This is a genomic window from Nostoc linckia z4, assembly GCF_002608075.1.
Lineage (GTDB): Bacteria > Cyanobacteriota > Cyanobacteriia > Cyanobacteriales > Nostocaceae > Nostoc > Nostoc linckia.
Map to the genome: position 1 here is coordinate 43454 of NZ_LAHA01000040.1, position 13892 is coordinate 57345.

Annotated in this window: 11 protein-coding genes and 3 tRNA genes; 9 read left to right on the top strand and 5 right to left on the bottom strand. The window is 42.9% G+C overall.

Annotated elements, in window-relative coordinates:
- Positions 1-31: 31 nt before the first annotated feature.
- Positions 32-1084: a tRNA (adenosine(37)-N6)-threonylcarbamoyltransferase complex transferase subunit TsaD gene (gene tsaD, locus VF06_RS25765; RefSeq protein ID WP_099070456.1), complete on the bottom strand. Its 1053-nt coding sequence runs from the start codon at positions 1082-1084 to the stop codon at positions 32-34.
- A 314-nt stretch (positions 1085-1398) separates the two neighbouring features.
- Between tsaD and VF06_RS25770 the strand changes: the two genes are divergently transcribed.
- The 3 genes from VF06_RS25770 to VF06_RS25780 all read left to right on the top strand — a co-directional run bounded on the left by VF06_RS25770 (position 1399) and on the right by VF06_RS25780 (position 2862).
- Positions 1399-1893 carry a Photosystem I reaction center subunit III gene (locus VF06_RS25770; RefSeq protein ID WP_099070455.1) on the top strand — a complete coding sequence of 165 codons (495 nt, stop codon included), beginning with the start codon at positions 1399-1401 and terminating at the stop codon, positions 1891-1893.
- Between the two features lie 38 nt (positions 1894-1931).
- The gene (gene psaJ / locus VF06_RS25775; protein ID WP_099070454.1) at positions 1932-2081 is read left to right on the top strand and encodes a photosystem I reaction center subunit IX; all 150 of its coding nucleotides are present in this window, start codon (positions 1932-1934) and stop codon (positions 2079-2081) included.
- Positions 2082-2340: 259 nt separating this feature from the next.
- Positions 2341-2862, top strand: coding sequence for a photosystem I reaction center protein subunit XI (locus VF06_RS25780; RefSeq protein ID WP_099070453.1), 522 nt, complete (start codon positions 2341-2343; stop codon positions 2860-2862).
- A 448-nt stretch (positions 2863-3310) separates the two neighbouring features.
- Here VF06_RS25780 and gmk read toward each other — a convergent pair whose 3' ends face one another.
- From gmk to VF06_RS25800, 4 genes are all read right to left on the bottom strand, one after another.
- Positions 3311-3910 (bottom strand): guanylate kinase, encoded by a 600-nt coding sequence (gene gmk, locus VF06_RS25785; protein ID WP_099070452.1) that lies wholly within the window; start codon positions 3908-3910, stop codon positions 3311-3313.
- 168 nt (positions 3911-4078) lie between these two features.
- Positions 4079-4345, bottom strand: coding sequence for an extracellular matrix/biofilm regulator RemA (gene remA / locus VF06_RS25790; RefSeq protein ID WP_073639751.1), 267 nt, complete (start codon positions 4343-4345; stop codon positions 4079-4081).
- Between the two features lie 865 nt (positions 4346-5210).
- A tRNA-Ser gene (locus tag VF06_RS25795) sits at positions 5211-5295 on the bottom strand.
- Positions 5296-5403: 108 nt separating this feature from the next.
- Entirely contained in the window at positions 5404-6324 is a 921-nt protein-coding gene (locus VF06_RS25800; RefSeq protein ID WP_099070470.1) for a TIGR04168 family protein, read from the bottom strand.
- 327 nt (positions 6325-6651) lie between these two features.
- Between VF06_RS25800 and nadA the strand changes: the two genes are divergently transcribed.
- The 6 genes from nadA (at position 6652) to VF06_RS25830 (ending at position 13696) form a co-directional block, all read left to right on the top strand.
- Complete coding sequence (gene nadA / locus VF06_RS25805; protein WP_099070451.1) at positions 6652-7626, top strand: quinolinate synthase NadA; 975 nt, start codon at positions 6652-6654, stop codon at positions 7624-7626.
- Between the two features lie 120 nt (positions 7627-7746).
- Positions 7747-7829 (top strand) — tRNA-Tyr (locus VF06_RS25810).
- 77 nt (positions 7830-7906) lie between these two features.
- Positions 7907-7978, top strand: a tRNA-Thr gene (locus VF06_RS25815).
- A 650-nt stretch (positions 7979-8628) separates the two neighbouring features.
- On the top strand, positions 8629-9768 hold the full coding sequence (gshA, locus tag VF06_RS25820) for a glutamate--cysteine ligase (RefSeq protein ID WP_099070450.1): 1140 nt from the start codon (positions 8629-8631) through the stop codon (positions 9766-9768).
- Positions 9769-10153: 385 nt separating this feature from the next.
- On the top strand, positions 10154-10615 hold the full coding sequence (locus VF06_RS25825) for a tRNA (cytidine(34)-2'-O)-methyltransferase (RefSeq protein ID WP_099070449.1): 462 nt from the start codon (positions 10154-10156) through the stop codon (positions 10613-10615).
- Positions 10616-11416: 801 nt separating this feature from the next.
- Complete coding sequence (locus VF06_RS25830; RefSeq protein ID WP_099070448.1) at positions 11417-13696, top strand: peptidoglycan DD-metalloendopeptidase family protein; 2280 nt, start codon at positions 11417-11419, stop codon at positions 13694-13696.
- Positions 13697-13892: the final 196 nt, after the last annotated feature.

The window sequence follows — 13892 nt, forward strand, 5'->3', positions numbered from 1 at the left end:
TCCCCAAGGCGTTGCCATCTCCCCCAGTCCCTCATCTCCCCTGAGATTGATACAATTTCATCACCTGATTCAGGGCTAATCTAGATTCAACTCCTAGTGTTAGCGGTGATGTATGTCCTGAGGCTAGATGTTCGGCGGCGGCGCAGCCAATCATGGCGGCGTTGTCAGTACAGAATTTCAAAGGGGGAAATAGTACGCGCAGGTTATGTTTGCTGGCGGCGGCTTGGAGGTTTTTTCTCAGACCGCTATTGGCTGCTACGCCACCGCCAACGGCAATTGTGTCTAAACCATAGTCTAAGGCACAGGCAATAGCTCTTTTGGTTAGCGATCGCGCTACAGTATCCTGAAAGCTAGCTGCTACATTTGCCACTGGCACTTGTCTACCATCTTTTTCTAGCTGCTGTACTAAACGCAATACAGCCGTTTTTAACCCGCTAAAACTTGCATCATAAGGATGAAACCCGCCACTAGGTAAAGAAACTTTTCCTTCTGGCAAAACAAAGGCTTGGGGATCTCCTTGTTGTGCGAGTTTATCAATTACTGGCCCGCCAGGATAACCGAGTTTTAATAATCGCGCCACTTTATCGAAGGCTTCGCCGGCAGCATCATCGCGAGTTTGTCCTAGCGTTTGGTAAATACCACAATCTTTAACATAAATCAAGCTTGTATGTCCGCCTGAAACCAGTAAGCTAAGAAAAGGGGGATTTAAACTTGGCTCGCTCAAGTAAGTTGCGTAAATGTGACCTTCGAGATGGTGAACTCCCAAAAAAGGTTTGTTGTGTACCATCGCCAAGGTTTTGGCAGCAGTTAATCCCACCAGCAGCGCTCCCACGAGTCCAGGGGCGCAAGTGGCGGCAATTCCATCAATTTCACTCCAGTTGAGTTTGGCTTGCTCTAGAGCTTGGGCGATGGCTTGATTGATTGTTTCTAAGTGCTGGCGGGAAGCTACTTCTGGTACTACCCCGCCATATTGCTGATGCACTGGAATTTGCGAGGCGATAATGCTGCTGTAAACTTGACGATTATTCACAATTGCGACAGCAGTTTCATCACAGCTAGTTTCTATTGCTAAAACGGTTGTCATTGAGAGAGGGGAATGGGGAATGGGGAGTAGGGAGTTTTAAGTCCTGAGTTTTCAGTGGCATAGACAAAATCGTCCTTGCTTACTACCCTACTACAAGAATTAATATACTCAGCAGTTGTTACTCACTACTCCTTACTCCCCATTCACCGCTCCCCACGTCATCTTGGTTGAGAAGCTTTAACTTTTATTTACTGAAACTTTACTCGGTTCCCACCCAAGAGTATGATGACTTCCTAGTTATGCAAATAAAGACTGTACAAGCCGCTTCGTTTTGTACAAAGAACTTTTTGTTTTGTAATAAAAGGAAACACTCTATGCGACGATTGTTTGCTTTGATTTTAGCGATTTGTCTGTGGTGCAACTTTGCCCCCCCAGCACAAGCTCTAGGGGCTAACTTGACACCTTGTAAAGACAATCCCGCTTTTCAAGAGCTGGCAGCTAACGCCCGTAACACCACCAGTGACCCACAATCAGGTCAAAAGCGATTTGAACGTTATTCTCAAGCGCTCTGCGGCCCTGAAGGTTACCCCCACCTGATTGTTGATGGTCGCTTAGATCGTGCTGGTGATTTCTTGATCCCCAGCCTTCTATTCCTATACATCACTGGCTGGATTGGCTGGGTAGGTCGTGCCTATCTCCAAGCGATTAAAAAGGAAGGAGATCCCGAACAAAAAGAAATCCAAATCGATCTGGCTTTGGCACTACCTATCATTGCTACAGGCTTTGCTTGGCCAGCAGCAGCAGTCCAAGAATTACTCTCTGGTAAATTAGCAGCCAAAGACTCAGAAATTCCTGTTTCCCCACGCTAAACCAGTTTCACTAGTTCATTTGTTTGGAGACTAAATTCATGGCAGACAAAGGCGACAACTCATCCTATTTGATTAAATTTATTTCCACAGCCCCAGTGGCAGCTACCATCTGGCTGACAATCACAGCAGGCATTTTGATTGAATTCAATCGCTTTTTCCCGGATTTACTTTTCCACCCACTACCATAAGGTGGAAAATCAAATTTTCGGAAAACTATCTGAAATTGTTTAGTTAGTATATTTGGACTAACTAAACGAAATTTTCACCTAAATAGGTAGTAAAAAGAGGTTTTTGAAACTCGCGATTTTGCTTAGATATCGCGAGTTTCAGAGCTTTCAAATAAGCTAAATTAATTTTTTTTAACTTCCTAAGCAAAAGACATCTTTAGCTACAATTATTATTAATATAAAAATGCCACCATTTTAATTGAGAGGCGAACATAAAAATATGGCGCAAGCAGTAGATGCATCAAAAAATAACCCCAGCGATCCCAGAAATCAGGAAGTTGTTTTTCCTGCATTCGGCGATCCACAACTAGGTAACCTAGAAACCCCAGTTAATTCTTCTCGCTTGATTGCAGAATTCATTAGGAATTTACCTGCTTATCGTGCTGGTTTAACTCCTTCCAGACGCGGATTAGAAGTTGGTATGGCTCATGGTTATTGGCTGTTTGGGCCTTTTGCCAAATTCGGGCCACTGCGGGATACAGCTAATGCTAATTTGGCTGGATTACTAGGAGCGATCGGTTTAGTTGTTGTTTTGACCGGTGCTTTATCTTTGTATGCCAATAGTAATCCTCCAAAAGCTCTTCCTAGCGTTACTGTACCCAATCCTCCAGCAGATGCTTTTAACTCTAAAGAAAGCTGGAATAACTTTGCCAGTTCTTTCTTAATTGGTGGTATTGGTGGTGCAGTAGTCGCTTACTTTTTAACTAGTAACCTAGAATTAATTCAAGGTTTATTTGGTTAATTTAGTCATTAGTCATTAGTTATTGGTCATTAGTTATTGGTTAGTTCTTACAAACAAAAAACAATCGATAGCAAAGGACGCATGACCAAGCGCAAAGTCACAAGCTAAGGCTTCCTTAGCTTCAAATTTTGTAATACAAATGACAACTGTCAAAGTCTGAGTAAAGGAAATCTTTGCTCAGACTTTTTAATATTAGTTATTAGCCATTAGTCATTAGTTATTAGTCATTGGTCATTAGGGAAATTGAAAAAATAAATTATTCCGGTTAATGCGTTGATTGTTGATTCCTTACTGCTGACTGTCAACTGTCAACCGTCAACAGTTAACACTTTTCTATGAAATATTTTTTTACTTGGAAATCCCTTAGTTCCTATAACAAAGGACACAAAGAAAAAGCTTTGTGTCCTTTGTTCATTAATGCTGAAAATGGGTATGTTGTTAAAAATGCTTATCCAAATAAAGCCGCTTCGATGTCATTTAAAGCAGTTTTAAAATCGTCATTAACGATTTGAATATCAAATTCATCTGCGGCCTTAATTTCTTCTTGGGCGCGGTGCAGACGACGGGCGATCGCATCTTCAGAGTCTTGATTGCGAGAGCGTATCCGTTTTTCCAATTCCTCTAAAGAAGGCGGTAAAATAAAAATGCTCAAGGCAGTGGGAAAAGAAGCACGAATTTGTCTTGCTCCTTCTAACTCAATTTCTAACACCACCAACTTGCCAGAATTAATCTGGTTAAGTACAGCTTCACGGGGAGTGCCGTAATAGTTACCAGCAAATTCCGCCCATTCTAAAAATTCGCCTCCCGCGATTAATTGTTCAAACTTACTACGGGTAATAAAGTAATAACTTTTGCCATCGATTTCCCCTGGACGGGGAGAACGTGTCGTCGCAGATACCGAATAATACAGTTCCGGATGACGCTGTAGGAGCGATCGCATTAAAGTACCTTTACCGACTCCACTAGGGCCAGTTAAAACAATCAATGCGCCTGGATTTAGAGATTCCTTGGTAGTGGCACGACTCTGGATGGGTAAAACTCGGATCATCCGTTTAACCTGTGAATTAATCAATAGATATTATTTATGACTGTTGTATTTGTGGCCAAGCCCACCATTGACTACGGTATTTGTAGCGTCGGTGGCAAAAAATTGATCTAATTCACATGGTACTGCCGATATGCTGCAAAGAGAGTAAGGTTTTTAACCCACTCCTTGTCAATTATCTACAGTCTGATGATCGCGGGAAATCACAAAGCGATTCGCTACCGTTTCCGGCTGAATCGCTGACAGAATTACGTGGCTGGAATCAGTGATAATTACAGCCCTAGTCCGCCTACCATAAGTTGCATCAATCAGTTGACCCCTGTCCCGTGCATCGGTAATTATCCGCTTAATCGGGGCAGACTCTGGACTGACAATTGCAACTACTCGGTTGGCAGACACGATGTTGCCAAACCCAATATTGATTAGCTGAATGTCCATAAAAAAACTGAGATCAAACGCGGTTTAGGAAGCTTTTAGTAAACTTATTTCCATGTTATCGCCAATAAATAGGAGTTACAACGCTTAAATTCACGCCAGACTTTGTTTTTAAAATAATGTCTGCTTTTTTAGCTGATAAACAGCTAAATATCCTAAAAATCTACCTAAAGATATAGGGAAAATTATACTGATATCAGTTACTCAGGTGATGTATATTTATTTTTTTGAAATAAGTATCTAATACCATTTTGGATTTTAGATTTTAGATTTTGGATTAGGAATTGCTTTGTACATTTTGATTCTGAAAATCCATCTGTAGCATTCTTTTTTCAAATTGGTATAAGTACACGTCACTCTAAAAAAGGGTCGGAAATCATGCGGTGATTAGCGAAAGACGGCGAGAAAGCCCATCCCTAGAAGGAATGGGATGAATTGCCCTCACCGTCTTAGTCATTAGACTTCTTGCAGAAGTCGGTAAAAGGGGAAGGGGAAAGGTTTGATATTTTCCCTTTTCCCAATAAATATGCATCCCTTTGACCACAAGAGTGCAAAAAGCACTTTTACAAGAGACTCCATGAGCTGCGCTCACAAGGAACAATAAAAATCAATATTCTCATGCCCAATGCCCAATGCCCTATTTTTAAGGCAGGTCTATTAGTCATCGATCGATAGTTATTAGTATTATTAAGTAAAAAAAATTGCGTATAACTACTAATGATTAATAAATTAAAATCCTGACTGCGTAAAGCGGGGGATGAGTTAACAACAAATTGTTAATTTCTCAGAATATTGCTCAGTATGTTTACTGTGACACCAGTATTTCCAATTTTACTAAACAGTGAATATTCTCACTTTAAACTTTCAACGGAGAAGGGGAGATTCGAACTCCCGGAACCTTTCGGTTCATCCGATTTCAAGTCGGACGCAATCGACCACTCTGCCACCTCTCCAAATAAACTGTCGAGCTACTGGCTACTGGCATTTGTCGGTTAGCACCAAAGCTGACAGATAATACTATATCTTATCACTAGGCAGGTTGCACTACTGAATGCGAATGTCTAGGACACACTGGGCGATCGCTCGTACAAAATTTCCTCTGATAACACCTGAAAGTCATTCCCCACCCACACTAAAGAAGCTTGCTCAACGACACCCGCTTCTAGGGAAACCAAGGAAAAATTACGCAACTTCTGGCCGTCATTTTCCACAATCCTGGGCACAGTAGCCGCATTTAAGTAAACTGTTCCTTCTGGACTTCTAAAAACGGGCTTTCGCAGTTCTTTCTTGGTGTGGCGTAAAGTCCGGTGCATATGACCAAATGTCACCAGGGGAATGGTTTTTCCAGCAGTCAAAGCCTGAGAAATCGCCTCAGCTAAATCTGGATCCCCAAAGTCGCCACCAATTGGATGCCAGTCTTTGCCGCAGGGGTCTTCTGGCCGATCGCCTAAGCCACTAGGCCCGTTATGACCAAGAAAAATAATCGTCTGGTAAGCAGCGCTTTTCACTGCTTTGACGATGCGATCGGCAGATTCTTCCAAATCTGTGACACCGTAACGTTCGCGACAAATATCCGCAAATTTCCATTCCGGGCCACCCCAAGTAAAGGGACGACCCCCCACTACAGTTAATTCCCAAGCCGGAAAATCTAATTTTCCATAACCGACATGGGCAGGGCCTAATAAATCGAGTTGTTCCTGTACCCAGTCTTCCTTAGAACGGTCGTAGGGACACTTTTTGCGTCCCCATTCTGTAGCTGTGAACCAAGCATCGTGGTTGCCCATGACGGCTGCTTTGGGAATATCAACAGAAGCGATCGCTTTCACCACTTCCACTGACTCGTTACCAAAATCCCCAACAAACAGGACTAAATCAACACCCAAATGCTTGAGTGCGATACCATCTTCTATTTCCCATTGGTCGTGAACATCTCCAACTACAGCAATTTTTAGGGTTATCGAATGAGTTTTCTGACTGGTCATGCCACTTTCCTTGCCGTCTATCTCCAGCATAGGAAACTCAGCCGGATTTGGACATTATCTGTAAGAAATCAATCGCTCCACTATTTTTGGTAAAAACTACTATAATTAATTCAACAGGTGGCAGCCAAGAGTCCCAAGCAAATTTTTAATTGGTTGCGAAGGAACGCCGCTCTCTTCCTGGGTATTGGGATTGGAGATTGGGTAAATGTTTTTACAGGATTGGGACGGGGTTTGAAAAAAAGTCCATAATTCTCCCAGTCCCCAGTACTCAGTCCCCAATTCCCAGTTCTACAAAACTACAAATTGCAACAAAGAGCAACCATAACTGTGTTTACGACTGCACTAGCTCAACGAGAAAAAACCCAACCGGGACAACTACCATTAGATTTGTTTAGCGCCATCGAGAGTCTCAAAAAAGAACTTAACGCGGTCATTCTGGCGCATTACTATCAAGAGCCGGATATTCAAGATATCGCAGACTTTATTGGGGATTCATTACAGCTGGCCAAAGCAGCACAAAACACCAGTGCTGATGTAATTGTCTTTGCTGGCGTTCACTTCATGGCAGAAACAGCAAAGATACTTAATCCCGATAAATTGGTACTTTTACCAGATTTGAATGCTGGTTGCTCTTTAGCAGATAGTTGCCCGCCAAAAGAGTTTGCCGCCTTTAAAGCAGCACATCCAGATCACTTAGTGGTGTCTTACATCAACTGCTCTGCCGAAATTAAGGCAATGAGCGATATTATTTGTACTAGTTCCAATGCTGTGAAAATCGTAGAGCAAATACCCAAAGAGCAACCAATTATTTTTGCCCCAGATCGTAATTTAGGGCGCTACGTTATGGAACAAACTGGACGAGACTTGGTGCTGTGGCAAGGTAGCTGTGTTGTCCATGAGACCTTTTCCGAAAAGAAAATTGTCGAGTTAAAAATTGCTCATCCCCAAGCAGAGGCGATCGCCCACCCAGAATGTGAAACTAGTGTATTGCGCCACGCCAGCTTTATCGGTTCCACAGCAGCTTTACTCAAACATTGTCAAAACAGTTCTGCCGAGGAATTTATCGTGGCAACAGAACCGGGAATCATTCACCAAATGCAAAAACTAGCTCCCCAAAAGCGCTTTATTCCCGCGCCACCGATAAATAACTGCGCTTGCAATGAATGTCCATTTATGCGGCTAAACACCCTAGAAAAGCTCTACTGGGCAATGAAAAATCGCACTCCCGAAATTACCATGTCCGAAGATATCCGTCTTGCTGCACTGCGACCAATGCAACGAATGTTGGAGATGAGTGCGTAGTTAGGAAGTTTCTACAAATTGTAGAGACGTGGTTTGATTGCGTCTCTACCAAAAATTTATTTTTTATAACACTTGAAATTTATAAAACTTAGTGCTACTATATAAAATCGTGAGACAAATGGGTCGGTGTCCGAGTGGTTAATGGAGACGGACTGTAAATCCGTTGGCTAGCGCCTACGCTGGTTCAAATCCAGCCCGGCCCACCTCTCAAATCGATAAGTTACAATAGCTGGAGAAGACTAAAAATTTCCAGCCTTGTAAATTAAAAAAGTTATTTTTTGCCCGTGTGGCTCAGTGGTAGAGCACACCCTTGGTAAGGGTGAGGTCACGAGTTCAATCCTCGTCACGGGCTTTTTAAATTATTGAAAAATAAGCAGTTTTATAGCAACTCCACAGAATTAGGGACTTCCAAGTAAAAAAATATTCCGCACAAAAGTGTTGACCGTTGACCGTTGACTGCTCACTGTCAACAGTCAAGGCTTTGACTCCGCTCAGCCTTGACCCTGAGCGAAATCGTACCACTACGTGGAAGCAAGCTACGCGTAGCGGCGACCATAGGAGAAGGGTCAACGACCTGAATCGGAATAATTTATTTTTTGGAGTTACGTTACTGATATTTAGTTCATACTTAATTAATTCTTGTACAAAAATTACCGTACATTTGACAAAAATCAACAGTATTCAGTACGTATTCATCGAAAGACGATAATTTCTCCCATTCCCAGAAAGAGTGGGAGGAATTGTCGCCAAGTCATCTTAGTCATTAGTCAGTGGTCATTAGTTATTAGTATTACTGAATACGATAAATTAAATATAAGTACTAATGACTAATGACTCAAAATCCTTGTTGCGTAAAGCAGGGGAATGAGTTAAAAGTTTGTCGTCTTGATTGGGGATGAGTTGGTGATTCAATGATTCTTAACTTTTGATTGAATCAAGGTAGATCCAGAGATTCGTCTAATTCGATACAATTTATAAGCTGAGAGAGCCAAGGAGAACAAGGTGGTGTTATTAAAAGGCTTTGAGATTGAGATGTATACTGGCACGCCTCAAGGTGAAATCGTTGGTCTCTCCGACAAAATTGTTGCAGCTTTGGATGGATTTGTTCGAGAGCCAGATAGCCGCAATGTGGAATATACGACCCAGCCATCGGCTAGTTACGAGAGTTTATTATGTGCCCTACTACATCCCAGACGGAGGTTGCGAAACTACCTCAATCGCTTGGGAAATTATACCCTGATACCGGGAAGTACTTTATCTTTGGCTGGGAGCGATCGCTTTATGCGTTCCGATCCAGCCAACCCTTATCATGACTACATAGAACAAACCTATGGCACAAAAGTAGTCACCGCTAGCGTACATATCAATGTCGGCATTAGCGATCCAGAAATATTAATGCGGGCGTGTCGGGTGATTCGTCTAGAAGCACCTTTATTTTTAGCCCTGAGTGCCTCATCTCCGTTTTTGGATGGCAAAGCCACAGGCTATCACTCAACTCGTTGGGGTCTGTTCCCACAAACCCCCAAACATGTGCCGTTATTTGCCAGCCACGCCCATCATATTGAGTGGGTGGAAAATCAGCTGGCTGCTGGAACAATGCAAAATGTGAGGCATTTATGGGCTTCAGTGCGACCAAATGGCGATCGCCGTCCCTACGATCTAAATCGCCTAGAACTGCGAATTTGCGATTTAGTCACAGACCCCATTGCCTTACTTGCAATTAGCGCCTTATTAGAAGCACGTCTGTTACAAATCATCGAAAATCCCAGCATCGACCCACTAACTCAAAGTACCTTTTCTCCTGAAGAACTCGTTACTCTCAATGCTCACAATGAAACTGCGGCAGCTGCCACTAGTCTAGATGCTCAGCTCATCCATTGGGAAGATGGCAGAAACATCACAGCCAGAGATTGGATTACCCAAATGTACAACGAGGTTTGGGCGATAGCCAAACAACAAGGCTTTAGCTGTTTCCTTTCACCTTTGCACAAAATTCTTCGCGAAGGCAACGAAGCTCAACAATGGTTGCAGCTACACGGAGTTGGTTTTGACAGCCACCGCGTCATTACCCAGGCTATCACCACCATCCAAGAACGGGAAATCGAACTCGAAGACAAATTGTGTTCGTCTCTGCTGGCGTAGCTGAAGGTTTTAGGGACTCTGTTAACAGTTGACAGTTGACCGTTCACAGTCTACTGTCAACTATCGATGCGCTTGTATGTTTCAATCTCAATCTCTGATGCTCAATCCACAGCTGTCGTCAAACAAATGGTAGATTTTTTCACAGACAGTACTTGTTGAAAATCACACAAACAACCACTTAACTTTACATAAAATTTAATATTTAATGATTTCAGTAAAATACGCTCTCAGGTACTATTCTGAGAGGTTTTGCAGTTCGTTTTAAAAATCTAATCGATGGAGAATGCTTGATTATTATTAACAAAACCTATGAATAACCTCTGCCTTTTGGTAGATTTTACATTGATGATAGATTATTTTATACAATACGTAAATTATACGGATAATGCCTCAGGTAGTTTTAGTTAACCCCCAAATTCCTCCTAATACAGGCAATATTGCTCGTACTTGTGCAGCTACTGACACGGAGTTACATTTAGTGGGGCCTTTGGGTTTTGAAATTAGCGATCGCTACCTCAAAAGAGCTGGTCTGGATTACTGGCCTTACGTCAAGCTGCACTATCACGAATCTCTAGAAGCCTTCAAAACAGTACACCACAAGCGTGGAGGCAGATGGTTGGGTTATAGTGTCGCCGGAAATATTAATTATGCCAGTTTTCAGTTTCAAGCCGATGATTGGTTACTATTTGGCAGTGAAACCACTGGTTTACCACGAGACGTTTTATCACATTGTGATGCTACTCTGTATATTCCCATGAGCCAGCCAGGAGTCCGGAGCTTGAATTTGTCGGTGAGTGTGGCTATCGGTTTGTTTGAAAGCCGCCGTCAATTAGGCTATTTACAATAGTTGTTTAACTAATTTTTAATTAAGTAAATGTACTTAATTATTTTACAAAAACCAAGCATATCAATGATTTATAGGGGCGACTATTTGCTGGTTACGTCCGAGTAAATGTCAAAAAATACACGTAAAATTGTGTTTTTGCATAAAATGTAGTGGAAGATACTTACAAGAGGTGCGGGCTTATTATAAGAAATTTGTATATAAAATTCGGGATAATGCCAAATTTGAATGATAGATTTTGATGAATTTGCAGCATTCCATATTGGGGAACAAATGCCCCATAACTCAGTCATATAGCGCATTTGAGCTATTCTTGTTCGAATGTCCCCAAGATTCTCCCCAGAATTAGCCGAGAGTTAATACGGTTGTTTTTTAGGGAATAATCAACGTAAAGTCTCGTGTTGGGAAGACGGATTGTGTAGAAATATCTTGAAAAGATCTACAGCAGGGGGCATCGCTTTTCCAGAGGTCGCAGCAATTTAATTTTCGGTAGCGACTATGGACTTGACAAAACTGTAATAATTGGCAAGTCCCCGCGATTGACGCAAGACAGTCTCGGAAAACTGGAAAAAAGAAAACTTCCTAAATGGTGTGAGGAGTGGTTCAGACAAGTAAGCACAGCAATTTTTAAGTTTTGCTAAAACATGTGAACTTGTCTAAATCAGAGAAGCAGGTTAATCTTGCGTAAGCATCTCTGGTGAATGTGATCTCGATCTATCATTTGTTGCGATCTAGATCATTGACTAGATATCCAGCTGAAAAATCGAGGTCAGTTAAGCGCTAGTGATCGTAAGGAGGTCGTCTTTGAAACGAGCATTGAAAAAGAGAGTGAAAGCTGTGTTGAAAAATAGCCCCAGCAGCGATGATGCCCCGGTAGAACAGCTAAATTCAATTAATCCAAAAGTTAACCGTCGGGTGCGGACAAAAGCCGCCATGATTGGCTTGGCAATCTCTATGGGAGCAACCAGTCTTTTGGTGACTCGACAAAGCGATCAAGCCCAAGCAGCGGTGCCTGTAGGCAGCCAAAAGGCAACCTCAACCATTCCTGCTGTTCGTGATACTGAGGTGAAATTCGCCTCCACCAAGCTGGAATCCCAAGCAATCTCATTACCGAGTGTGCCGGAAAATCCTGTTGTGGTGGAACCAACAGCAGTCTCACAGTTGCCTGGGCTTGAAGCTAAATGGCAAGTCGCGACCAATGGAACGCCTTTGCAAGTTCCTGCATCAGAAACCTTTTCCCAAGCCACACCAGTTGATAAAAATCTCACTGGCTCAAAATCCCAACCGCTACAGGGGTCAAACAATACACTAGCTGAGACTAGCTTTCCAACAGTCAACAAGCTATCGAACCCCATTGCTGAAGACACTGTAGGCACTACAAACATAGTACCGACAGTACCACAAACAGTGGCAACATCTGGGACAGCAAACAGTGAAATAAATGCACAACTTAAGGCGCAACAAGAGTTTGCGCTCAATCGCTTACAAGAAAAATCAAACCGTTTAAGAAAGAGTCTTGCACAATTACGGTCTGGGGAAACCGAAAATTTATCACAAACTGGTATTGGCAATACTGTAGTTGAGAAAACTGTGTTAGCGCAGTCAGAAACTACTAACAATGCTGCCCAAGCCAAGCTGATATCGAGGTTAAAGCAGAAGACACAAAAGGAAATTGCATCAACTACACCAACAACGTTGATTGCTTCCTCTACTACAACAGCCTACGAAGTTAAGCCTGGAGATACCCTAGCGGCGATCGCCAACAGATACAATACATCTGTATCAGAACTAGTTAAGGCAAATAACCTCAGTAATCCCAATCAACTGCAAATCAGTCAAAAACTGATTATTCCAACTGCTCAAGTTGAGGTAGCTGTAGGGACTAGACCCACTTTTGTAGAGCCGACTAATACTCCCAAAGTTACTTCTTCTGTGACCATTGGTAGTGCTAACTCATATCTACCAGGCTCGCCATCGTCAATTATTGCTGACAACAGTAGCGTTACTGTCCCCACACCGGTAACTGCGAACAACCAAATTCAAACAAATACTGCCATTGAGTTAGAAACAGCTCCCATTGCTCCTAGAGCTTATGGCATGGGTGGTGAAACCCCAGTACCAAAAGCCTTTGTTGAAATCCAGCAACCTGAAAAAATAACAAATAGGGTAGTAAGGGGTAACAATAACAATAACGACCGTCTACGGAGTTTACAAGCAGAAATCCAGAGGTTACAGCAAAAATATCGCGCTCAACAGTCTGGAAACTTAGCAGCGCCGACAGCAGCCTCTGAAATTAACACTGCTACAACATTCACTCCTGTTTCTACCCCCAGTAATTTACCTGTACCTATCTCTGTGTCTCGACCGAATAATGTAGCGATACCAATTCCGGTTCCGACACCAAACAGAGTTAACTACGCTCAACCAATTCAGCCCCAATTCCGTGCCACCGTACCTGCTAACGAGCCTATAAATCCAGAGTTCTTACCCAGTCTAGGATCTGCTGGTCAGTGGACTCCCCCTCGCAATCCATCTGGTACCAGAGTTGCAACGCCTCCTAGACGAGTAAACGCCTCGGATTCCTTAGGGAAGTTGCGCGGAACGACAGTTTCTCCACAGGCAATACCACCTTTGGCAGCAGTCGATCAATACTTACCCAAAGTAATTGACGAAACAACAGCTCCTCCATCTAGCTCATCAGTTGCTTACCAATGGCCAGCAAAGGGTACTCTTACCTCTGGCTATGGCTGGCGTTGGGGAAGAATGCACAAAGGAATTGATATTGCCAATTCTACCGGCACACCTGTTTTTTCATCTGCTGAAGGTGTAGTAGCAAAAGCTGGCTGGAACAATGGCGGTTACGGTAACCTCGTTGAAATCCGCCATCCTGATGGCAGCACGACTCGCTACGCTCACAACAGCAAGATTCTGGTGCAACCAGGTCAGCAGGTGAGCCAGGGAGAGACAATTGCTTTAATGGGTAGCACTGGTCACAGTACCGGGCCACACACCCACTTTGAAATTCATCCATCAGGCAAGGGTGCTGTTAACCCAATAGCGATGTTACCAACAGCACGTCTGTAATTTGTAGGCTATCTGTAACTAAATTATTGCCTTGTTGATTGAGGGAGTTTATCTCCCTCTTTTGTTTTTGATTGAAAAATTGCTTTATGGTAAGGGACTCAATACGGTTGGGATAAGCAGTATGAACTTCCCTTGTGGTCTGGGAAAAGGTTAATGGTTCGACAAGCTCACCAACCGGGGTAAGGGGATTTGGATG